This window comes from Limnothrix sp. PR1529 (assembly GCF_002742025.1).
Taxonomy (GTDB): Bacteria; Cyanobacteriota; Cyanobacteriia; order CACIAM-69d; family CACIAM-69d; genus CACIAM-69d.
The window spans coordinates 1-21,705 of record NZ_LIRO01000102.1 but is presented as its reverse complement, the minus strand read 5'-3'; the positions used below and the strand labels follow the sequence as shown (position 1 = coordinate 21,705).

The 21,705-nt window shown below is 55.4% G+C and carries 31 protein-coding genes; 8 read left to right on the top strand and 23 right to left on the bottom strand.

The genetic code is table 11. The features are described 5' to 3' along the window. Window positions 1-228: 228 nt before the first annotated feature. Entirely contained in the window at window positions 229-543 is a 315-nt protein-coding gene (locus AMR42_RS14575) for a hypothetical protein (protein ID WP_099534396.1), read from the top strand. 209 nt (window positions 544-752) lie between these two features. On the opposite strand, the gene AMR42_RS14570 is transcribed toward AMR42_RS14575, so the two are convergent. Next, window positions 753-1,187: a GPW/gp25 family protein gene (locus AMR42_RS14570; protein WP_099534395.1), complete on the bottom strand. Its 435-nt coding sequence runs from the start codon at window positions 1,185-1,187 to the stop codon at window positions 753-755. A gap of 906 nt (window positions 1,188-2,093) precedes the next feature. On the opposite strand from AMR42_RS14570, the gene AMR42_RS14565 reads away from it, so the two are divergent. The 4 genes from AMR42_RS14565 to AMR42_RS21630 all read left to right on the top strand — a co-directional run bounded on the left by AMR42_RS14565 (window position 2,094) and on the right by AMR42_RS21630 (window position 4,639). Next, window positions 2,094-2,312, top strand: a complete 219-nt coding sequence (locus AMR42_RS14565) for a tail protein X (protein WP_099534394.1) — start codon at window positions 2,094-2,096, stop codon at window positions 2,310-2,312. Further along, window positions 2,303-3,445, top strand: a complete 1,143-nt coding sequence (locus AMR42_RS14560; RefSeq protein WP_099534393.1) for a phage late control D family protein — start codon at window positions 2,303-2,305, stop codon at window positions 3,443-3,445. Before AMR42_RS14565 ends, AMR42_RS14560 begins: the two co-directional genes overlap by 10 nt. 424 nt (window positions 3,446-3,869) lie before the next feature. After that, window positions 3,870-4,280: a hypothetical protein gene (locus AMR42_RS14555; RefSeq protein WP_234407015.1), complete on the top strand. Its 411-nt coding sequence runs from the start codon at window positions 3,870-3,872 to the stop codon at window positions 4,278-4,280. Window positions 4,281-4,357: 77 nt separating this feature from the next. After that, window positions 4,358-4,639 carry a PAAR domain-containing protein gene (locus AMR42_RS21630; RefSeq protein WP_099534391.1) on the top strand — a complete coding sequence of 94 codons (282 nt, stop codon included), beginning with the start codon at window positions 4,358-4,360 and terminating at the stop codon, window positions 4,637-4,639. Here AMR42_RS21630 and AMR42_RS20890 read toward each other — a convergent pair. From AMR42_RS20890 to AMR42_RS14510, 8 genes are all read right to left on the bottom strand, one after another. Continuing rightward, complete coding sequence (locus AMR42_RS20890; RefSeq protein ID WP_099534390.1) at window positions 4,616-4,942, bottom strand: hypothetical protein; 327 nt, start codon at window positions 4,940-4,942, stop codon at window positions 4,616-4,618. The genes AMR42_RS21630 and AMR42_RS20890 overlap by 24 nt on opposite strands. Window positions 4,943-5,218: 276 nt before the next feature. Continuing rightward, a complete protein-coding gene (locus tag AMR42_RS14535; protein WP_099534388.1) occupies window positions 5,219-5,458 on the bottom strand; it encodes a hypothetical protein in 240 nt (79 codons plus the stop codon). A 54-nt stretch (window positions 5,459-5,512) separates the two neighbouring features. Next, the gene (locus tag AMR42_RS14530; RefSeq protein WP_099534387.1) at window positions 5,513-5,866 is read right to left on the bottom strand and encodes a hypothetical protein; all 354 of its coding nucleotides are present in this window, start codon (window positions 5,864-5,866) and stop codon (window positions 5,513-5,515) included. Window positions 5,867-6,036: 170 nt separating this feature from the next. After that, window positions 6,037-6,855, bottom strand: coding sequence for a hypothetical protein (locus tag AMR42_RS14525; protein ID WP_143473115.1), 819 nt, complete (start codon window positions 6,853-6,855; stop codon window positions 6,037-6,039). Between the two features lie 41 nt (window positions 6,856-6,896). Further along, window positions 6,897-7,442 (bottom strand): hypothetical protein, encoded by a 546-nt coding sequence (locus tag AMR42_RS14520; RefSeq protein ID WP_143473114.1) that lies wholly within the window; start codon window positions 7,440-7,442, stop codon window positions 6,897-6,899. 226 nt (window positions 7,443-7,668) lie between these two features. Next, a complete protein-coding gene (locus tag AMR42_RS14515; RefSeq protein ID WP_099534384.1) occupies window positions 7,669-7,884 on the bottom strand; it encodes a hypothetical protein in 216 nt (71 codons plus the stop codon). Between the two features lie 91 nt (window positions 7,885-7,975). Then, complete coding sequence (locus AMR42_RS20610) at window positions 7,976-8,140, bottom strand: hypothetical protein (RefSeq protein WP_158234491.1); 165 nt, start codon at window positions 8,138-8,140, stop codon at window positions 7,976-7,978. A 70-nt stretch (window positions 8,141-8,210) separates the two neighbouring features. Then, window positions 8,211-8,582 carry a hypothetical protein gene (locus AMR42_RS14510; RefSeq protein ID WP_099534383.1) on the bottom strand — a complete coding sequence of 124 codons (372 nt, stop codon included), beginning with the start codon at window positions 8,580-8,582 and terminating at the stop codon, window positions 8,211-8,213. A gap of 237 nt (window positions 8,583-8,819) precedes the next feature. Here AMR42_RS14510 and AMR42_RS14505 point away from each other — a divergent pair, with 237 nt between their 5' ends. Beyond that, the gene (locus tag AMR42_RS14505; protein WP_099534382.1) at window positions 8,820-9,080 is read left to right on the top strand and encodes a hypothetical protein; all 261 of its coding nucleotides are present in this window, start codon (window positions 8,820-8,822) and stop codon (window positions 9,078-9,080) included. Between the two features lie 29 nt (window positions 9,081-9,109). Here AMR42_RS14505 and AMR42_RS14500 read toward each other — a convergent pair whose 3' ends face one another. From AMR42_RS14500 to AMR42_RS14435, 13 genes are all read right to left on the bottom strand, one after another. Beyond that, a complete protein-coding gene (locus tag AMR42_RS14500; RefSeq protein ID WP_099534381.1) occupies window positions 9,110-9,877 on the bottom strand; it encodes a hypothetical protein in 768 nt (255 codons plus the stop codon). 229 nt (window positions 9,878-10,106) lie between these two features. Next, on the bottom strand, window positions 10,107-10,577 hold the full coding sequence (locus AMR42_RS14495) for a hypothetical protein (RefSeq protein WP_099534380.1): 471 nt from the start codon (window positions 10,575-10,577) through the stop codon (window positions 10,107-10,109). A gap of 273 nt (window positions 10,578-10,850) precedes the next feature. Further along, a complete protein-coding gene (locus AMR42_RS14490; RefSeq protein ID WP_099534379.1) occupies window positions 10,851-11,765 on the bottom strand; it encodes a GIY-YIG nuclease family protein in 915 nt (304 codons plus the stop codon). Between the two features lie 58 nt (window positions 11,766-11,823). Further along, on the bottom strand, window positions 11,824-12,519 hold the full coding sequence (locus tag AMR42_RS14485; protein WP_099534378.1) for a KilA-N domain-containing protein: 696 nt from the start codon (window positions 12,517-12,519) through the stop codon (window positions 11,824-11,826). Between the two features lie 495 nt (window positions 12,520-13,014). Continuing rightward, window positions 13,015-14,721, bottom strand: a complete 1,707-nt coding sequence (locus AMR42_RS14480; protein ID WP_099534377.1) for an FtsK/SpoIIIE domain-containing protein — start codon at window positions 14,719-14,721, stop codon at window positions 13,015-13,017. Next, window positions 14,722-15,087, bottom strand: a complete 366-nt coding sequence (locus tag AMR42_RS14475) for a hypothetical protein (RefSeq protein WP_099534376.1) — start codon at window positions 15,085-15,087, stop codon at window positions 14,722-14,724. A gap of 33 nt (window positions 15,088-15,120) precedes the next feature. After that, window positions 15,121-15,447, bottom strand: coding sequence for a hypothetical protein (locus AMR42_RS19990; RefSeq protein WP_143473113.1), 327 nt, complete (start codon window positions 15,445-15,447; stop codon window positions 15,121-15,123). Window positions 15,448-15,450: 3 nt separating this feature from the next. Beyond that, complete coding sequence (locus tag AMR42_RS19985) at window positions 15,451-15,651, bottom strand: hypothetical protein (RefSeq protein WP_143473112.1); 201 nt, start codon at window positions 15,649-15,651, stop codon at window positions 15,451-15,453. 2 nt (window positions 15,652-15,653) lie between these two features. Further along, window positions 15,654-15,929, bottom strand: coding sequence for a hypothetical protein (locus AMR42_RS14460; protein ID WP_099534373.1), 276 nt, complete (start codon window positions 15,927-15,929; stop codon window positions 15,654-15,656). Between the two features lie 3 nt (window positions 15,930-15,932). Next, window positions 15,933-17,057, bottom strand: coding sequence for a ParM/StbA family protein (locus AMR42_RS14455; protein WP_099534372.1), 1,125 nt, complete (start codon window positions 17,055-17,057; stop codon window positions 15,933-15,935). A gap of 597 nt (window positions 17,058-17,654) precedes the next feature. After that, window positions 17,655-17,891 carry a hypothetical protein gene (locus AMR42_RS14445; protein ID WP_099534370.1) on the bottom strand — a complete coding sequence of 79 codons (237 nt, stop codon included), beginning with the start codon at window positions 17,889-17,891 and terminating at the stop codon, window positions 17,655-17,657. Window positions 17,892-17,913: 22 nt separating this feature from the next. Next, window positions 17,914-18,315 (bottom strand): hypothetical protein, encoded by a 402-nt coding sequence (locus AMR42_RS14440; RefSeq protein ID WP_099534369.1) that lies wholly within the window; start codon window positions 18,313-18,315, stop codon window positions 17,914-17,916. Between the two features lie 74 nt (window positions 18,316-18,389). Next, a complete protein-coding gene (locus AMR42_RS14435) occupies window positions 18,390-18,587 on the bottom strand; it encodes a hypothetical protein (RefSeq protein ID WP_099534368.1) in 198 nt (65 codons plus the stop codon). Between the two features lie 193 nt (window positions 18,588-18,780). Here AMR42_RS14435 and AMR42_RS20605 point away from each other — a divergent pair, with 193 nt between their 5' ends. Continuing rightward, on the top strand, window positions 18,781-18,945 hold the full coding sequence (locus AMR42_RS20605) for a hypothetical protein (protein WP_158234490.1): 165 nt from the start codon (window positions 18,781-18,783) through the stop codon (window positions 18,943-18,945). Between the two features lie 383 nt (window positions 18,946-19,328). Next, window positions 19,329-19,916, top strand: a complete 588-nt coding sequence (locus AMR42_RS14420; RefSeq protein ID WP_099534365.1) for a hypothetical protein — start codon at window positions 19,329-19,331, stop codon at window positions 19,914-19,916. A gap of 30 nt (window positions 19,917-19,946) precedes the next feature. On the opposite strand, the gene AMR42_RS14415 is transcribed toward AMR42_RS14420, so the two are convergent. Then, on the bottom strand, window positions 19,947-21,071 hold the full coding sequence (locus AMR42_RS14415) for a baseplate J/gp47 family protein (protein WP_158234489.1): 1,125 nt from the start codon (window positions 21,069-21,071) through the stop codon (window positions 19,947-19,949). Window positions 21,072-21,705: the final 634 nt, after the last annotated feature.

The following is a 21,705-nucleotide window of genomic DNA, read 5'->3' as shown; positions in this document are numbered from 1 at the left end:
GACATCCCCTCGGCAGCGGCTCTTTTCTTGAGCCGTCCCCAAGTACGGGAGTCCGACATTAGGCGGGATTGAAGCCGCGCTAGACAGGTAACAGGAAGCATAGGACAATAAAACCGCTATACTGGTCTTGCCGTTATCTTATCAAAACTTGTTAGGGAACGGCAAGTCTTTTCTTCAAAAATCAGGGGAAACGTAATGGCAGACTACGATTCAAGGTTTTGGGACGCGATGGACTACTTGATTGAGGTCTATGGCAATCAAGTAGGTGCTGCTGAGGCCATGAGAATCAATCGCGCGTCGTTTTATCAAATTCGCAAAGGCGAAACGGCTCCGACCTCTCGCCATGCGGCCTTGCTGGCCGTGGCATTAGACCTGCCGGTAGATTTGATCGACACTTATTTGGCCGGACGGCTATCGCTCGATGACATCAAAAACGCCCATGGGCGGATTGTTGAAACACTGGTGAGTCAAATCCGGTCTCTCCCCTTTGATCAACAGCTCAGAATTATTCATGAAGTCACCAGAACTCAAAACGAGTCATAATAGATATTTGTGGCTAGAGTCGAAGACATCATGCTCACGAAAGAGAGAGAGAACGAACCGATTGACTGGCCCCCCGATCAAGTGGCGAAATTGAGAGACTTGATCGCGTGGCTCGCTACCCGCCCACCCTCTGATCTGTTCCGAGCGATTTACGAGCTATCAAAAGTGCATCTCCCCTGATTTTTCCCGCCGGCCTTGCGCCGGTTTTTTTATGCCAGGGACACAGCAGTGGCCGCACTGATAGACGAATTTGCTGGCGACCAATGGACAACCGCATAGACCGAATCAACCGGGATATCGGCCCGGTCAATCGAACCCAGGATTTCCACCCGGTCAAGGGAAATCCTGGGTTCAAAGTTTCGGAGCGCGTTCACGCATTCCCTCACCAGCAACAACCGCACTTCTGCCAACGGGCGGTCAATCAGTCGGTAAATATCCGTCGCGAACTCGGGACGCAACGGGTCACTCCCTTTGGGCGTGGTCAAAATGATTCGGATGCTTTGGGCTAACTCATCCAAATCCGTCAGGACTTGGCCAAGGGTGTCGCCTTGGTTGATGGCATTGCCCAACCGCTGCAATCGGGCTGATTGGTATTGGGCGGTAATCGCAGGGTAGGGCGTGGATGGCGTGGCGATGATCGGCATGGGGTGACGGATGGGTCAACCCCCTCACCATCGCACCAGTCCCGATGGGGTGACGGTTAACGACGACGGCCGCTAATTTTTGCCACCCAACAGGGGTGTATCAACGGAGTGGCGGTACTTTCAGCTTTTTATAGCCATCGACAACGCAGGACAACAGGCGTTGGATACGCCCTAAAACCCTTGCCCCACAAGACTTTCGGGTTTCGTTCAAAACCCTGTAACCATTTAAAGGGCGATTTGGCTCATCAGCAAAATTTCCAAAATTTTAGGCAGGTGTCGCTGAAAGTATTGCCCTACATGCATTTCAACCCCTATCCCTTCATGGGGTCATAGGCAGATGCCAGATTTTTAGGCAGATAAGCAAAACCTTTCAGGATTATCAGGTTGTCTTATCTGCCTAAAATTTCAAGCCCTATTCCAGACCTCTAGGAAGGGTAGGGGCTGAAATGCCCACCCAATAAGGGATACAGAGACACCTGCCTAAAATTCCAAAAAAATCCCTTTATACACATTTCCTTCTTTTAGTGGTTACAGATATATATAAGGGCGCTGAAATGTAGGCAGGGAGAGGCTTTCAGAGCGTATCCAATGGTTGTTAATGGGTGGCGATGGGTGGCTACGAGAGCCTGAAATCCTTGCAGGATGGTGGATACACCCTTGTTTGCCCCTCTGCCCCGAACGGATTTATGAGGGTTTGGGGTCGGGTTAACCCTGATGATTCGGTCTTGGGTGGCAGAGTTGGGGGGTGATGACATCGCGACTGATGATGTCGCCCTGCGAAACTTGCAGGGCACTGGCCACAAAAAAGCCAGCCCGTGATGAGCTGGCCTGTGCCTGTCGATTGTGGGTTAACCCGCGCGATCCATCCCCCAATGACACGATGGGAGTATCACCCCTCTCACCCCCATGAGATACCGCACCTACACCACCCGAGACGGTGATCGGCTTGACCTAATCACCCATGCGGCCTATGGGTCATCCGATCGGCTTCATGTGTTGGCCCGCGCCAACCCGTCGCTGCTGCCTTTGCCCCCCGCGATCCTTCCGAGGGGATTGGCCCTGATCATTCCTGAGTTGCCCGAACCCGAACCCGTATCGACTTCGATCAAACCGCCATGGCTGTAGACCCCCTAGCCCCCAAGGTCTGGTTCAAGCTGGTGATGCAGGGGAAGGACATCACCGAAGACATTGCAGCGCTATGTACCCGTTTGGAGATCGGCGCATCGGTAGAAGGTGAGTCAGACACGCTCGATGTGGATTTGTACGACCCGGACGCATGGTTGGTGGCGGGGCGATTCCTGAATGACTGGTTCCCGCCCTTGGGTGCTTCCCTGGAGTGCTCCATTGGCTATGAGGGCGGCGGCTCCCTGCCGGTCACGCGGTACGAGTTGGATGAGCCGACTGGCACGATATCGGCCACATCAGGGGAGACCTTGAGGCTGTCCTGCAAATCCACGCCGATCACCCAACCGGCCAACACCAAAGGATCAAAGGAATACGAGAAGACCACGCTCGACAAAATTGCTGCTGACGTGGCCAAGCGCACGGGATTGGAGCTGAAAGGCAGGGTCAAGCCCGTGGTGATTGATCGGGTATCGCAGAAGGATGAAACGCCCCTGGAATTTCTGAAACGGATTTCAGAGAAGCATGGGCTGATCCTGAAAGTTCAGGACGCGAAATTCATCGTCTTCTGGGATTTGGAGGATCTGGACAGCCAGCCGGCCGCATTCACCCTTGACCGATCGGAGCTGACCAACGCCACATGGAAGCGCACGAGTACCGAGAAGTACGACTCAGCGGAACTGACCTACACCGACCCGCAATCGGGCAAGACATTCAAGGCAACGGTGAAAGCGTCTGAGGTGAGTGGGGAAAAATCGGAGCCGTCTGAGGGGGATACGGCCAAGCCCGACAAGTCCAAGCCACCTGAAGGGGAGAAAAAAACCGCCAACGTTCTGAAAATTTCGGAGCCGGTCGGGTCTGATGATGAGGCCAAGCGGGTCACTCGGGAGAAGTTGCGGCGGGCCAATGCCAATGAAGTCGAGTGGCAAATTGACGTGATTGGCGATCCTCGGATTCAGGCAGGGGTGATGTTTGAGCTGGGTGGGGTCGGCAGGTTGTCGGGCAACTACCTGATCCAGGAATGCCGCCATTCAGTTGAGGGGCGTTCGGGATGGAAGACGAACTTTCGATGCGAGCGACGGTTGGGGTCAGGGGCCAAGCCGTTGGATGCAGGTCGGTTCGATGTGGATGGGTAGGACGTGCCCAAAGCAGAACCGCGCCCCACTGAAGAGAGTAGGACGCGGTTCGGAATATTTAACGCCTAACGGCAATCTGAGGTATAGACGCGATAACGCCTTACGGGTGCTCAACGCCTGACGGCAATCTGAGGTTTGGGCAGCACTCCGACAATGATAGTCAGTCTGTGCTCAACGCCTGACGGCATCAGAGGTGTTTCAATCCTCGCCCGGCCCGACCGGGCGCTGTGATTAGAATGATGCCATCCCCCATCCAAAACGTCAAGTGCCCAAAACAAAAACCCAGCAGAGAGCGGCATCACCTGAAGCCGGTCGCACCACACTGGCCTATGGCGTGGTATCCGAAATCGATCCAAAGCTCTGCCGTGTGCGGATCACCCAAGCCGACAGGGATGGCGTTCTATCCCCCTGGCTGCCATGCATCGTGACCGGACAAGGCCCCGACCGTCGCCAATCCTACGCGCTGCCATCAGTCGGGACATTCGGAGCGGCCATGCTTGATGAGGCTGGGGAGAAGGGGGTTTGGTTGGGTGCGCTCTGGACTGAAGTGGAGCCGCCGCCACAGGAGCCGGACGCGATCAAACCGACGGGGGATGAGTCCGATGGGCACAAGCATTATGTGGTCTTTCCCGACGGGTCGGCAGTGGTCTACGACTCGGACGCTCACCACCTGGCTCTGACGGTCAAGGGCGATGGCGCTCACGTGTCGATCCGCTCTGAAGGGACGGTCTACATTGAGGCTGGTGAGAATGTGACCATCAGGGCCCCACGCATCGACTTCAACCCATCGGAGCCGTCAACAGCTCAAACCCGTGATCAACAAATCGAGTGGTGAGGCAACAAAAATCCCGCACAGGGCGGGATCCAAGAAATCAATTCCATGACCATTTAATTATACGAGGATGACCGCAAATGCCCCGCGTCGTGAGAGAAACTGACCTTTGCACCGGGCACGGATGCTGGCCGCCAAGGCCGCCCGCGTCATGGTCTGAGGATGTGTTCGCTGAAGGATTGGGCGCGGTGCGAGTCGATGACGGTTGGGTGGTTCACTGCTGTACCGATTGCCACTCAGGGACTCAGGTAGACGGAAGCCCGACCGTATTCGTGAACGGCCGGGCCTGGGCGAGAATTGGGGATTTAATTAGTTGCGGGTCTCGGAATCGGGATGGCTCACCATCGGTTTGGGCGGATTAGGTTTGCGATGTCGATCTGTGGACAGGAAAAGCCGATGCTTGACCACACCAACCTGCTCATGCCATACCTTGCAAGCTCCCATTCGTCGTAGCTGACAGACGAGATTTCAGCCACTCGCCACGCAAAATGATCCCATCCATCTGCGGCGTATTCAATCAAGCGTCGCCAAAACCACTCCAGTTGATTGAGTTGCCCCCACCCCGTAGGGCGGATCACGGCCTTGCCCCATGGAGTGAGGTTGTCGTTTGCCGGGCCGTGCATGTTCATGAATATCCACCCCCAAGCCAAGTCAATCGGATGCATGTTTAATCCTCCAGCCCCAGTATTTCAATCACAAGTCGAGAGATGCATATGCAAATAGGCGGGCTTGGGCGATTGCCACCTTCTGTTGCAACCCGCCAATCTCAAAATCAATTTGGTTTCGCCACTCTCCCCAGATAAGTAGCTCTGCGTGAGTTTTGCTGGCGATGCTGTCAGATTGGCGATCCAACTTTAGCCGCTCTGTTTGAGTTGTCAGGCTGTCGATTTCTCGATGCAAATCCTGAACAATCCAAGGGCGTGGGTAATGAGATCGTCCCATCACTCATCCTCCCAATCCTCAGCGATCATGGCCGCATAATACCCCATGATCGCGTGTTCTTTCATGCAGCAAACCACCCAACGAACCAATTCAGGGAAGCTGGCCCCATCTCGATTGATTGATCGACAACCGGCATAGTCGTAGGCGAATTGACGATCCCCCCATGGGACAAAATCTTGGTTTTGAAGTCCATGGACATTGGCATAAACCCAGCCCCAAAAAAGATTGATCAGGGTCATGATTCCACTCCATCGTCTTCAAGGTTTGCCATCCACGCCCAACCGGCAATTAATTCATTCAGCATCGCAGCCCACCTCGTATTTCATTCCAGTTGATCTCATCTCGCGAATTGCGCCGTTGTCGCATTTGACGACGCAATATTTAGACGTTCCAGCCCCGTCAATTATCGACAGCAAGACACCTTTCCACTGGTCAAAATACTGAGCGCCATGCTGACTGGTTAGCCAGATTCTTTCGGCTTCCGAAAAAACTCGAAAAACACGGGATCCAATCTTTGGGGTTTTCGGGTCTACCCGATGAGGGTCAGACTTCGGAACCACATCAATCCCCCTCGCATCAGCGCCGTATGCTTTGGCCCGGGACAGGGAATTTACAACTGCTGGGCGAATCCATTCCTTGTGTTTCATCACAGCCCTCCAAAGGTCATTGCCGCTCGCAATCCGTTCGCAAGCTTTTGGATTTCATCTGCCGATTTCAGAGCGGCCGCCCGCGATTCAGCCGCCATTTTGGGGTCTTGACATAAACGTGACGGATAAACCTCACGGCGAACTCGATCTGATCCAAATCAATGTCGATGTCATTCATGGGAGTCACCCCCTTTTTGGAGCGCCTGGATCGCGTAGCTGTCTAACCGCTCACGAAATTGCTCGAACATCAACCGAATCGAGCCGTGTTTCATCGCCACAACCATTGCGGGCTGGTCGGGCAGAATCAGCACAATTTGCGCCCGGTCAATGGTCAGTCCGTAGGTGTGTTCGAGAGCGCGGGCGTATGCGGCCAATTGCATCAGGTAGTCGGTGCGCCGCTCTAGGTCAGACATGACCCGCGAGCGATGACCCTGGATCTTGCGAACCAGCTTGGCCGCGGCCGCTGCCGACAAAACGTGATCGCGCTCCTGCTGTCGAGCTTCTGCAATCCGGTTATCCCAATTCTGGATTTCAGCCAGATACTCATCAACCGACCCGTACAAAAACGGCTTGGTTGTGGTTTTCCAATCCAGCAGGGTTAGCTCGCCATCGACTAGGGCCAGGCAGTCAGCGCGGCCCGCGTATCCGTCAGGGTGGTAGCAGCAAATCTCGGATGCCACATGGGTGATTCCCTTCAGGATGGGCAGTACCGATTCGTAAAATCCCATCAGGGATTGCGGAAGTTGGGCGGGTTCTCCCTTCAACAGGGCCTCGATGGCGTGATGCACCATCGTGCCCCGTTCGGCGGGATCGATGCCCGACCGCTTGGACTTGGCCCACTTTGCCAACTTCATCCGGGTCTCTTCCGAAGCGGTCTCGCGCAGGATGGTCGTGACCGATGGCAATGCACCCATGGGGGTGAGGTAAGGTTGCCCCTTTCCACCTGAGAACTCAAGGGGCGTGATCGTGGGGATTGCAAGGGTAGCCATGACAAAAACGGGCCGGTCATCACCGGCCCGGGCAAGGTGGATTAGGCGGCGTTCAGGGCGGGGAGTTGCGCCATCGGTTCGGACGTGACGGCACTGACGTGGTGGGATTTCAACAGGGCCAGTTCATCTGCCGGGATGCTGTCCAACGGAATCAACCCCGGAGCCTTGAACGATTGCACCGCGTCAGGATCGACGCTTTGGGCGAAACTCAAAACCTCACCCATGAAGGACGCATCAGACTTTTCAGGCTCCGAAAACTCAAAGGCAAACGATGCGTAGTTGCCCTTTTCGTTCTTTTCGGCCACAGACTTGAACTCGCAAATCAGTTGCGCCAATCCCTTCTTGAACTTTTGGGTGGCGATGACAGCCGCTTGCTGAAACACCGTCCGGCTCTTGCCTTTCAAAAACGCTTCGCAAACAGTGTTAGCGGGAATTTTGCCCTTGGAATCTGCTACCAATGCAGCGGTCGGGATGAACACAATCCGAGTCCAAAACTCGCGTTCCGTTTTGCCGAGGTTTCCAAAGTGGTCATCGTAATGCAGGATCACGACCTTGCCTTCAGAGGCAACAAAACTACGTTCATCCAAGGCCAAGTAGCCGGAAGCGCAATTAAATCGAGTCGCGAACGGGCCTGATCCAGGGAGAAAAATACCGTCAACAGGAGCAATCAATCCATTCAACGCCATTAGTTCAACCCCCATCGCGGGGTGATGTTCGATGTAATCATTTTAATACTTCAACTATAAAAACGTCAATAGTCAAAATATGAAATTTGGACATGAAAAAGCCGGGTAAAGCCCGGCTGTTGTGTGGTTAGCGCTTCCACCACGGCTTGCGAACCTCGGTTGTCACGTAAGCAAAATGCCCCTCAATTCCGTCCGGTTCTTGCTGGGCAATCACGCGACGAATATCCCGATCATCGGGCGGCTTTTGGCGATTGTGAAAGTAAGCAGTTGATTCCTGTGTCCACTCGATCACGCCTTCGGTGTCGGTGATGGTGTACTCGATTCGGGCTTCGTAGTGGCTCATGAGGGTAAAATATCCACAATCGGTGTATGGCCTTGGGTGGTCGTCTCCGAACTCGATAGATGAGGGCTGGTTTTTTGCCAGCCCTTTTTTGTTACAGAAATCCAAACTCGACCCGATCAACACGCCCCCCGCGCTCGATAAACGATTCCGCTTCATCTCGACTCAAAGGGCGGCCGGTGGTGTCGGCAGTGGTTTTGCGGATCATATCGGTCGCATCGATCCAGGTGATGAGGTTCCAGAAAGTAGCGGTGGTCATGGTGTTCTCCAAACCCCGGTTGAACCGGGGCGATAGGGCTCAGAACTCGTGTGCAACCCCCGCCAAGGGGTTAGAACTCGTCAAATTCAGATTCGGACTCAGACTCGAAATACGGGTCTTGATAGCCCACCACGATCACCCGCCCATCAGGGTCAACGTCCGTGATCTCAATCGGTTCGAGATGCGAGCGAATCTCTTTGTACAAAGCCGGGTAGCTGTACCCGAGATCAAGCAACTCATACGAACCTTGATCCAGCACTGACTGAATCCGATTCAGTTCGGCCGCAACCGAAGCGACATTGCCGCCCTCCCATCCAGGATGAAGGTCAATCTTTTCCAGGGACTCAATCGCCTCAATCAACTCAGCCTGAAGGTCGGTCAACTCAATCGGATCAGCGGGATAGAACTGTTGAGCAACGGGGTTGAAGACTGCGGTGGTCATGGGTGTCTCTCGAACTCGATGAATCCAATATAGTTTGTATCCATCGGAATGTCAAGAGCTTTTCTTGATTCCCGATGAATTTAATTTTATAGCCAAACTATAAAAGGAGCAATAGTTAAACTAGACAAGCGGCCCCAATCCCGGTAAGGTGAACTGGCCAACGAATCGTTGTTGGCTATCAGCCCCGCTAAATCTAATCCGATCAAAAATATGTTGGCCCTATCCCCGTCACCCACCATGACCCGAATCAAGCTCGATCAAGTCCACGCCCTTGCCTGGTCACCAGAGCGCGGCCGCCGTCTGGCCCGAATCCGTGAATTTACCCCGCGCCGTGTAGTTTGCGAGCGGGCTGCTGAGTCTGGGTTGCACCTCACGGAGGTCAACCTGACCAGAATCGAAACCTTAAATGCTGAGTCGGTTCCCTTGACCACGCTGGCTGCAATCGCGGCCGGGTTACGAAAAGACCTACCCGCGCTGCTGAAGGAATTGGGGTTTTAAAAAAACCGGGCCATGACGGCCCGGTTTTTTTAAGCTCGCATCCCCGCAACTTCGCAGGCCCAATCCCAACGGCCTGAACTCACCCAGCGGCGGTAGCGTTCGCTGATTCGAGTCTTATGTGGGTGATCCAATGCGCAAAATGGTCGCTGTTCTGTGATCGCCTTTACGCAGTAAGTCAAAAATTCCTCAAGGGGAACTTTCGTGTTGCCAGACTCAAAAGTTTGAGCCTTGATTTTGTCGGCAGCGGCAATCAGCTTTTGATACTCGGATGCCGGAAAACGCATCGGGGGTGGGGCGATCCGCTTGATCAAGGCTTGGGGGCGTTTGGAGTCGCTGAATTTTGACGGGAGCCGCCGATATTGGAGTTTGGTGAGGTAGTAGTTGACGGCCACCGCGTCTCCGTAAGTTGCCTGTAGCTCACGGAAAAACGCCCGCTGATCTGGTAGCAGTTGGGACAAGTCAACCCTGAATCGAACCCCCAATTTCCGAGACAGCAGCCGGTCTAGCACGATGTCGGTGGGAACGTCATTAGCAGCGGCCACTGCATTGAGGTGCGCGATCAAGGCCGCTTTCGTGGGGTCTTGCGCCCAAAGGGGCAGAACTTCGGTGATCGAGATCGGGTCAAACGTGCCACGGGGGCGATTGACCGTCCTGATTCGGAAAGGGGGCTTGGTCTTGGCTCCAGGGATGCGGAACCAAAAAGCAGAAACTCCCGGCTGTTTGCTCATCAGTCGGTAGACTGTGATCGGGACATCCAGGAGTTCGGTTTCAATTCGTTCGGCTAGTAAAGCGGCCATATTCAAGCGGGCTGTGCGGGCCCGTTTTTAACTGCCTAAAATTTTATCTTAAATATACTTGCGGTTGTAGTTTGAATAGTGTTACGCTGTTAGCGGAAATCATAGACAAGACAATAGACTGCGCTCTGGCGCGGGAGGGGCAAAACCCCTCCCTTTTTTTATGCTCGCGGGCGGGATGCGTTGGACATGGGTGAATTGAAACCGGGTCATGGCGGCCCGGTGGGAATAGTTACGGGTTGCTCAGCTCCAGCGCGGACTGAAACTCTTCAGCCGTCATCCACTCAGCCGCGCACCAGTAAACGGATCGAAGCATGAAAGCAGTGACGCTCCCGCCGCCCAGCATCCCAAACCAGCGCTTATCGTCGCTATGCCAGCGGCCGCGGTCTATCTTCCAGGTCGGCACGTCTTCGGACTCCGAAAGCGGGTTGTAAATCGCGTACAAACAATCCTCGCCGTGCTCTGGCCATGTATCAGGGTTCCCCGGATCAAGGTGTAGCATTGCGCGGTGAACGGTACAGGGGATTGCGGGCTTACCCTCGGCCGCACTGGGTTCAGTCAAGAGACGATCAATGGCGGATTCGATCGCGATGGCGTGGGTAAGAGCGAAGTTGGCCAGTGCATCCGGGGTTGGTTGCCCTTCAAGAGTTGGGCACTGAATCAACGCGCGGTGAATCTTGCGAGCGGTTTTAGCGATGTCCATGGTGGGTAGTTCCAAGCTCGAATGCATATAGCCTAATCGGTATGCATCGGAATGTCAAGGGTGGGATAGAATTGATTTGTGGGATTCAGTGCGGTCAAGTCAGAACCCGCTGTGGTATTTCCAGTACCCAGCGGGTTCGTTGGGGTTAGGCAGCTAGCGGTTGGCCGAGATACGAAAGCCGTTTGAGCGCCTCCTAGAGAGGTGCTTGCAGTTGACTAAAAAACCGGGCCGCGATGGCCCGGTTTTTGTTTGGGGTTGGGGATGGGGGTAGAGTTAAGGTTCGTGAGTGGTTGTGAATTTGATTTCTGGCTTCTCCCAAAACGATTCCACGGTTTTCTGCGTGCCCGGCAATTCTGACCATTTTACGAAGCAGTCAAGATCGACATCATCTCCTACATGATCGCGAGAGAAGTCGAGCGATTCCGACGTGCAAATCATCAGCTTTTCGTCCCACGTTTTCGATATGCTCCCAACTCCAATCGCTCGCTCCGCTGCGGATTCTGGAATCAGTCCAGACGCTGCCATGAAATTCAGGCGAGCCTTGTTTAGGGCGGTCGCCACGATCAAGCTAAACATCCGATCACGGTAAGAGCCGACCGAAGGAAAGCGGTCTTCTTTGAATTTGCGCTGCGCCTCTTGATGAAAGCACTGTAGAAAGTTTTCTAGCAGTCCAACAAAGTCCTCTTGAAATTCAAACCAACTGTCTTCATGTCCCATGCAGATTTCATTGGAAAACGTCGTATAAAGACAAGAGTGATCGTCGCCCACCAATGCCTTTATCCGATCAATTGCTTGACCGCTTTTCTCTTCCCGTGACATCTCGCGCGGTGACTCATTGTGGACTACCTTTGCTGACCGCAATGAAGCAAATCCTCGAACCTGATAATTCATCAGCGGGACAAAGTGTGCAATTGCCCGACTTTCTAGCGCAATCCGGTCGGTGCAAGATCCGTTGGTTTCCAGGTAATGAATTGCAACTGGATTATCGACAGAATTGTAGTGTTCAAACACTTTCAGCTTGTTGTGTTGATTCCATCGCTTCTTGAGTGACTTTGCTTGCCCGATGTAGTAAATGGGAGTAGCGCGATCATCGACAACAAAGTACAGCCCCGGTGCATCTGGCAGGTCACAGCGGTTGCATAGCCAAACGCAGGGCAACGATTTGACAGTTAGCGACTCAATGTTCATTGGGCGGGTCTCGATAGGGTTGATGAAGACCGGGCGCGACGGCCCGGTCGGGATGGGGTTAGGCCAATGCGGATCGCATCTGTGCGGCCATGGTTTTGATGCGTTGATGCAAGACGCTGTACGAATCGAAAGTTTCAGCCTTGAGCAGGGATGCCACCCGCTGTTCAAGTAGGTCGATCATCTTCAGCTCCTCAGCGGTCATGCTGTCTCGCAAGCTGTCTTCATCATTCAGTCCGCGAATCTCCATCAGCTTGGCTTTGTTGCACCCAAAGAGTCCGATGTAAATAGCTTGGGTGATGTTGATGAAGTGGCGCTTCTCTCCAAACCCGGCTTGCTGCATTGCGCGGGTCTCAATCGCTCGCGAAATCTTGCCATGGGCCCGTGCTTCTGCGTAAGCACTGCGTCCCATCAGGTGATCCCGAACCAGTCGCTCGACAAAAAGCCCGAAGTCATCGTCAAGCCACATGGCAAAACGTACCGACAGGTCAGGATGCAAGTACGTCCCCCGGTGTTCGTTCGGGCCGGTTTTGATGATGATCACCAGGCGGTCTACCGGAAAACCGGTAGACCGGGACACCGCCAAAATCGATTCTTGCGTCCGAGCGTTTTCCATCCAATGACCAGGATCGCGACGCTTACCCGTCTTAGCCAAATACGCTTTGCTCAACTTGGTCGCGTTGACGTACCCATCGGTAGACCGCTGTTCAACGCCGACACCTTCGAGCAAATGGGTGATAAACTTAGTAGCAGTCATAACCACTCCTAATGGTGTGACTCAACCCCGGTGGGTGCATTCCCAGCCGGGATTTTATTTGCCCTTTTATCATATCCCAACTATCATCACAGGCTTATTCAAAATAAAACCGCCCCCCCTTTCGAGAGCGGTTAGTCGAACGGCTTCAAAGTATGTTCAACGCAACACTCGGACTATCACCCAAGTGACCAGACTCCAGCCCCTCCACAGTAGGTTGAAGCCACGGCGGCGGATCGAGTGAGGCTTGCGAGATTGCCAAATGACCGGATGATGCACCAACCGATGGGCCGCTTTCGAGAGCGGTAGGCAGTCACGCCACGGTATTTCGCGGGTGAGATTTCGGTACGTTAAATGATGGCATTCATCAGCCTTTAGCCAAGGGAATAGGGCGCAACGGTTTCGCCAAATCTTCAAGACGGCGCGACGGCGGGCGTACCAATCAGACGACAGGATGTAGGACTTGTACGCGCGGGAATGGTGTCGAGTGTCCATGGCTTAACGGTTCCAATGTTTGGGCGGATTCCAGCCTTTGGGGTTGGCATCGCGCAAGATTCTGACAGCCTTATCGCAGGCAGCGGGGTAGGCCGCGTTCTTGCCCGATGTGCCACCACCCTTCGATACATCCCAAACCGATTTGACCAGCTTTTCCAAAGACGGCTTGCGGTCGGACTGAATCAATCGCCATGCCGATAGGACGCGGGCCCGCTCTGTCGAGGTGATCGTGGGTTGGGTGGCCAACTCTGTCGGCAACAGGTCAGTCGCCATCGGCACGGCTTCCACCGTCAGGGCGCGATCAAGGGTTTCTCTCTCGGGATTGGAACGCTCACCCCACTTCGCCACAATTCGAGCGGTGATCGGGTCGCGATCCTCGGGACTGACCAGTAACCCTTGCACCCGAACCACTCCCGAAATGGCGGGGCATTGCAGAAGGGAATCGCCCTTGCCTAGCAGGGACATGGTGGGCATTGTCGATTCACCGATCACGGCACGGCCAAGGGCCGATTCCATCCGACCCACATGGCGGGTTGGCAGATTGTCGCGTAGGGCAGAGAACCCATCGGGCAAGACCACTTTGGATGGCGACTGAATCACCAGGTGCAGCATCAGCCCGGTCTTACGGACGCGAGACGCGAGAGCCGACAGCTCATTGGCCAGTGCCTTACCCACCTCAGATTGCAGGTACGAGAACGCCTCTTCAATCCAGAGGATTAAGTAAGGCATCCTTTCGGCAGGGAATTTGGCGCGGTATTCCACCCAAGACTTGACCCCATTGGCATTGAATAGCGCTAACCGCCGATCGGACTCAGCAGCAAACTCAGCAATGGTCGCCATCAAATCAGCCGGGTCTTGCACCATCGGGCGGGTGACGTGCGGAATCTGGTCAACGCCCAACTCAAACGACGCACCGCCCTGGAAATCAGCCAGCCAGATTTCAACTTCATCGGGGCTGTAGGTCTCGCAAAGGTAGGACATGGCCGATGTGTCGATTGAGGTCTTGCCCGACCCGGACGCGCCGGCCGTGATCGAGCCGACTACTTCGGTCAAGGGCGCGGTGATCGGCTGCCCATCCATCCCGACTCCAAAAAGCCAATGGGGGCTGGCCCCATCGGGACGGGTGAATTGCATTTCGGCATAGCGGAAAACTTCCCGATCGGCCCGAGGGACTTCCATCACCAATCCGAGCGACGAAATCGTCACGGACGGTTGCCGGTCTAACCCGAGTGCCAATTGCAGCCCGGTCAAAAGCGCATTCGTCATGATGTGGTTCGGGTCAATCGGCTTGCCCGACTTATCATGGCCAAGCACCAACCCGACCCGGCGAAAGGCCGGAGCCGGTGGCATCTCGGAAGTCCCGACCGGAATCCCACGGGCCGCATAAAACCGCTCGATCTCGCCAGCCAAACCGGGTTGGGATGAAGGGAGCGCAACGGGCGTGAATTGCGGGGTTTCGGTCTTGGGTGAGCCGTAAGCCAATTGAGCGGCCAAGGTCTCAGATCGAGCGGCGGTGATCGTGCTGGCCACGCGAGACCATTCCCGACGCTTGCGATCTGAGACATGAGCAGCGAGACCAGCCCCAAGGGAGCCGGCCGCGCACGATAGGCGGATGGCGGGATGGGTGGCGGCCACGCCAGACGCAAAAAGGGCCGACCCGATGGCGAGGGATGCGATGGACGGGATGCGTCCGTGGGGAGTGAGGCTCATCTAAGCCACCCAAGTCAGGATAAACCCGACCCCATAGATGGCCACGATTGCCGCAACGACCGCGTTCGATTGCGGGGCGTATCTGGCCACGCACCACAGGGACAAGGTGGCGACGATCACCACCGTCAGGGTGAGGGCAATCGCGACGGGACTAACGGGCAAGAGTCGTAGCAGCAAGCCTGAGATATGGCCAGATGCCAGGGTGATCAGGACGCGAGAGGCGAGGTCAGTCTTGGATTTTGGCAGAAGGGAATCGAGCAAGCTAGGCGCGTCTTGGATCGTCAGGCGACGGGGCAACGCTTCGGTCGGATTCGGGGCCATCACCGTTTTGTAGGTGACGTTTTGAGGCGGGTGTTGGGTGTACATGGTCTGAACTCGATAGGGGTGGGTGGGTCGGAACTACTTCACGCTCTTGCAAAAATTCTCGATCTGAGCGCGGTTGGCATCAAGCGCTTTTTCGGCCGCAGCTTTAGCCCCGTTGGCTTGATTGATTTCAGCGCTGGCCATATTTCGCCCAATCGTGACCCCTACAGGAACAGCGACCATTCCAACCGTAGAAACCATTGCCACTATGACCATGGCCCGTTGCCAATTGGATACCGGGGCATGAACGGGACGGGGCGCGGGCGATTGGTTCGGAACTTCAACCGTCACGGTGATCGGAGCATGGGCCGGACGCTGGATGTCAGGCAGGACGGGAGCGGTTCGGTCTTGGGTGGTGTACATGGCTCAAATCTCGATAGGGGGGTAGGGATAGCGGGCGATACAGTCCAGGGTGTCGATCAACAAGTCCCATGCTCTGCGGACAAACCGAGCCAGTCGGGACGGTTGGGAGGTGACGGTGACGGCCGCAACGTCAACCGTCAGGACTGATTCGGAGTCGCAACCGGGATCGAAGGGGCGGCCCCGGTTTAGGAGGGATCGGAACATGGCTACATCAACGACAGGACGGGAGCAGACGCGGGTTGGCGGGGTTGGGACGGCAGGCTCTGCCCCTTGACCAGCCCGGCCAGTTGAGCAGGGGTAATGCCTTGGTAGTAGAGGGCTTGTAGCAACACTTCCACCGTCCGGGTCTCCCATCCCTTCTCCGTTGGATCGATTCGGTGGTAGACCGCGATTGCGGCCAGAACCGGCACAAGGTTTTTGGGGATTTCGGCCCGATGGCGGGCCGTTTCCAGGTAGGCAATGCCTGCAACATCGGGGTACATGGCCTAACCTCCAATCTGGGATTGACCGAACGCGGCCATTCCGAGCGCGTTTGCGATCCGAGGCTGAGGGCAGAGCCGAATTTTGCCACCCAAGATGGGTTGGGATTGCAGCAACTCGATCAGTCCAGGCAGCATTGCGCCGCCACCGGTCACCAGAATTGCATCAGATTCATCACGCCATTGCTTCAGGGCGTTCAGGGTCGGGGTGATTGTGGTGTTAGCCCACAGGCCGAGATTCCGGTGATACGAAGGCATCAAGTCAATCCCAGTCGAGAGGTACTGAATCCCGCCGCCAACCATCCCGCGCTCGAACGAACGGGCCACGGCGGTCGGGTCGCCAAATTGCAGAAGTTTGGATCGCATCATGTCGGGCGCTTCATCGGCAGCAATCGCTTGCCACAGGGCATACACCCCTTGGCTTACCACCACTCGCGACTCAGGAACGAACTGGCCGCGCACTACGGCATTGCCCAAAGTGGTTCCGCCACCCAAGTCCAAAACCGTCACGGTTGCGCCGCGCACGGTGGCCGCGTCAATCGCCCCGGTGTTCACGGCATGGAGCAACGCGCCGCGACCTTCTTCGATGACATCAACCCGATTGAGAGTGATCGTGACCCGACGGCCATTGACTCGAACCAAGTGAGTGCCGGTCAAAACCGATTGCATCCGGGGCGCTAGCACTTTCGCATCGGGCAAGGCCACGACCAAGACGGCGGGGCTGATTTCGGATGCGTCAGGGAACAGCAAACCCAGTTGGGCAAGAACCAAAGGCAGCGCGTAGGTCAGCTTTCCGTCTGGGCGGTCTACCACCTTGGCGTGGGACGTAGGAGCGGTGGCGACGGCCACGTTGCCGACTAGCCAATGGCAACCGACGGATTCAACGGAGTCGCCAGCTTCGTAATGCAGCAGGGCAGAACCTTGATCGGTCGGGATAGCCGTGCGGGAGTTGGCCCCAACCAATGCACTCGGAATCAGTAGGTGTGTGCCATTGGCGGCTCCGATGGTGCTGGAATTGCCGATATCGACGGCGACAGCAAGGGGAGTGGTCAGATTTTGCCAGTCTTGGGACAACACGGAACCGCCTGGGGCGGTTGCGGTGCGATTGGGGGCGGTGGATTTTGCGGGCATTATAGTGTCCTGACTCGATAGATTGATACTCAATCGCCCCATTCGATTCTTTCGGGTACAGATCGGGGCGCTTTCTTATTTAGAGTATAAACACACCCATAGTCAAACTGTCAAGGGGAAAATAGTCAAAACTTGATCGGTCTTTGATCGAGACTACACCATGGGAGTGATGGGGTATGGGTGGGCTGTATCCTTTGGCGCTTAAGGGTTTCACGGGTTTTTGGGCAAAATAAAACCGCCCTGTTTAGAGCGGTTGGGAGGGGGATGGGACAGGGAATTAACTTCGCGCGATGACGTACTGCCGAATAAATTCCAATGCTTGCGACCGAGACGCGCAAATTTTGAACAAATCGAATCGCACCCCGTCTGCGCGAAAAATAAAGTGACTGTCGTATTCGATAACGCAAAACTCAAAAGATCCACAGGACATTGTGTGAATCGTTCGCGATGAAGCTCCACCCCCTTGCTCGTATTGGAAATCGGGAAACATCGATTGCAGTTGATGGGATAAGGACGTGAGTTCGTTGATGGCTTGAGTCATAGATTTAACCGGCCGCGGCCGGGATGGGTAAGTCCGGGGCGGCCCGGACGGGTGGACTAGGGCAGAGGTGGGATTGCCGCCCAGTGGGTGACTTCCAGATCCAGGTCTCCGAACAGCGCGGTCAAGTCCTCACCACCGCCGTCGTAGCTGTAGAAATCTCCATCCTGCCAAACGGCAGTCCAGACAGTGGAAGCGCTAATTTCGCCATCTTCAAGACACAGCACGTCCTGTTCATCAGCGGGCCAAGTGTCTGGGTTGTTGGGGTCAAACGGATTCCAGAATTGCGTGGTCATGGTTGGTTGGTCGTATGAATGGTTAGCCGTTATGGATGGTCACGGCGGTTAATTCGCCACCAGCAATTTCAGCCAGGGATTTGATGTGATCGGCCGTTTCCTTCAGGGCGCGATCTTCGGTTTCGAGTGCGGCCCTGATGTCAGGGTGTGCCCCTCGCCATTCAGGGGTCTGGCTGTTAAATCGATCGGTATCTGCCAGCAAGGCCATGGCCCGGCTGTGATATTCCGGTAGCAGGGTCTCAAGCTCACGGCGGGCGATCGCTTGCTCACGGACGGATTGGATCGAGGCGATCAATTGCCCGCCGATCGCGTTGCGGGGGTGCGCTGGGTTAGCAGCCATGTCGCTGGCGATTTTGCGCTCGACTGCTGTGGTCATGGCTTCCACCGAAAAATGGCGCTTGAGAAACTTACGGATACCAAACATCTGACAACTCCAATCCGGCTACGGCCGGGGCGAAAAATCTGGAGAGGGGGCGGATCGACCGCCCCGCGTGAACCTTAGCGGCTGTTGATCCGCTGAATCGCGCCCGTCGCTTGCATGATGATCTGGGTCAGCCCTTGAATGTCGCCAGCAGCTTCGAGCTTGTGCAGCGATTCTTGAAGCGTAGAGATTTCGTCGTCTGTCAGCCTGGGCGCGGCGCTGCTTTCGATGGCAGAACGCAGGTGTTGGGCGATTGCGGTTTGGCGGTCGTTCATGAGTGTCTCTCGAACTCGATGAATCTAATATATCCTGTATGCTTCGGAATGTCAATGGCTAAATCGATAATATTTTGATTCATAAATTTCAGATTTATATAATCAGGTTTAATCGTTTTATCTGTTGACATTCCGATGAATACAGGATATATTAGATTCATCGAGTTCAGAGAGCGCACCGCTCAAACCCAAGATGGTTGATTTGCAATCGCTGGATTTTGGCTATACCGAACCGAACTGGGAACAGCTCTGGGCTGAAGCACAGAAACGGGTCACGCCCGAACCCGAACATGACTGGCAAGAGCCGGAGCCAACCCCGGAGCTTGAGGCTCGCCTGAGTGAGCTAGAGTTCGAGTAAATTTCACCGGGGCCGCAAGGCCCCGATTAAGCCACCCAAGTCGAGAACCACCCATGACACCCGATCAAGTTTTCGCCCGATTGCAAGAGATATTCCCCCGTCTATGTTGGGATTCGGATTCGAGCCAACACGAAACCACGTATGTTGGAATGCTGGAAGACGGGGAGAGCGAAATCCTGAAAGTGACGCACTGGAACGAAAGCGCTGGCTACCACGCCAACCGTGTTGACATCGAACTACTCGAAAGCCCCCGCCCCCAATTCCGCAGCATTCGATCCGCCCTTGAGTGGCTGGAATGGTTGCAGGGGGTGATGTCGAGAACTTGATGCGTCCCAACCGCTCCAAACCGGGGCGGTTTTGTCCACACCTATCGAGAACAACCCATGTCCATTCACGTAACCGCATACAGCCGGATTGTTCGAGCTGAAGGATTCGACGACGACAACAACGACGAATTGCCGGACGGCGTAACACAACTTTTTGTCAGCGACGGGCCGCCCGACTTGGCAGGAGAGATCAATGACGGCCACTACCGCTTTGATGACTGCCATTGCTTTTGTGCCGGGAGTGGTCACGGTTATGGCGACTGGCTAGACGAACTGGCCCGCCTTGCTGGGTATGCCCCGCCCAAGGAATTTCTCGATCAACTCATTGGTGAGCTGTCTGCAATTCGCGACGGGAAACTAACCGCAACCCCTCAGCAAATGGCCCGTCGCCTACAGGACTGGGCTGAAGGGTTGGGCAGTCCGTCTGAATGGGTCAAGTCTGGAGATGGGCCGTTTTCCGAGTTGATCGATTTTTCCAGTACCGGCGTGATTGGGACGGGCTACTGCCAAAAGCTCGCCAAGGACTTTGCCGATTTTGAAGCCAAAGCAAACACCCACGATAATCTGTGGTTCCGAAAGCGCTACGCCGATTGGCAAAAGGCGTTCGAGCTGGCATCAGGTGGCGGGGTGGTGTACCTGCACTAATCCACCCGATCACGCGTCAACCGCTCCGGACTAACCCGCTCCCACCACCACCCCTGTGCAATCTGCCCATTCCCACCGATCCAACACCAAGTCAGACGCGGGCGAAACCAGCCCGACACTGACCACACCCGGCACGTCCTGAGCAGCGCAGATGATCTGGGAAGCCGTCACCCGCTGGCCCAACCGTGACCGCCACTCAGCAGCCAAGGCCGTCAGCGCCGATTCAACCCCACCCTGAACCGTGGGAGCATCCGCCCCGGTCGCCAACACAATAGCCACCTCAATCCCGAACGGTATCCGTTCGGGATTTTTGATTTGCGCCCAATCGGTAAGGGGCCTCACCCGTTCCGCAGACACCGACGCGGCCACCAGCGCCTTGACCTCTTCCGATGGGAGACCCGATCGGCTCAATGGGTAAATCCAGACCTCACCCGGTGTTGGCCCGTCAGGATCGAGCGTGGCATCCAAGCTCACCCCCCGCACGGCCGCGTCGATCACGTCCTGGGAGGCCGACCGCGCCCAAAATTCATACGCCCCTGCCGACCCGGCATTGCTGAAGCTCTCAGGGACTAGGATGATCCGCTCCCGTAAATTCTCATCATCCTCAATCTCAGCGCCCCCGTCCGTGGCGGTCTGATTGGTGATCGAGTACCCCAGTCCCGATGGCAGCGGGTCGATCACTTCGATCACCGTTCCCGGGGCGTACCCGTTAGCAGCGGGGCCCGGCTCGACAGCAACAGCCGGGATGACGGCGGTAGAGCCACCCATGGGGATAACCCTCGCCACCGCCGTGGAAAAGACCGGCCCATCCGTGGCCGCCACCCTTAGACCAGCCGGAATTGAGACCGGCACGGGAGCGGTCGATGCCAGGGTCAACAGCAGGGTTGTGCGTGCCGATTGAGCCGGTAGCCGTTCAACCCCCAACAACCGCCCTAGATTCTCTAGATTGACCCCTCTCGCGAACTCGACAAGGTTTTGCTCTCCCGTGTCTTGGATCGCGGTCTTGAGTAACAGGGCTTGGTAGCCAATCAGGTTGATCAGCAGCCGCTCGTACTGACCAGGGAAGAGGGTGCGCCCTGTCTCGGACTCGAACCGGGCGATCAACTCCTGAACGGTGGCGGATGGGTCAACGGTGATGAAGGTGGGTTGAGCCATGGTCGGGATGGGTGGGGATGCTCCCAATCTTGCCCGCTGGGTCGGGATGAGGTGGGTTAACCGGGGTTCACCAGACCCCCTCAACAGGTGTGTATCCACCATCCCGTAAGGGTTTCAGGGATTGACAACCACCCACTGACACCCGCTAACAACCATTGGATACGCCCTGGAATCCTTACCCCACAAGCCTTTTGAGTTCTGTTCAAAACCCTGTAACCACTTAAAGGGAAATTTGGCTTATCAGCAAAATTTCCAAATTTTTAGGCAGGTGTCGCTGAAAGTATTGCTCTGTATACGTTTCAACCCCTACCCTTCCCTAGGGTCATGGGCAGATGCCAAAATTTTAGGCAGATAAGCAAAAGTTGTTGACGGGATTAGTTCGTCTTATCTGCCTAAAATCTCAAGCCCTATTCCAGATTTTCAGGAAAGATAGGGGCTGAAAGTCTCACCCAATAAGGAATACAGAGACACCTGCTCAAAATTCCAAAAAAATCCCTTTATACACATTTCCTTCTTTTAGTGGTTACAGATATATATAAGGGCACTGAAAGGTATATGGGGTAAGGGTTTCAGAGCGTATCCAATGATTACTACAGGTGGCGATGGGTGGCTGTGAGAGGCTGAAATCCTTACG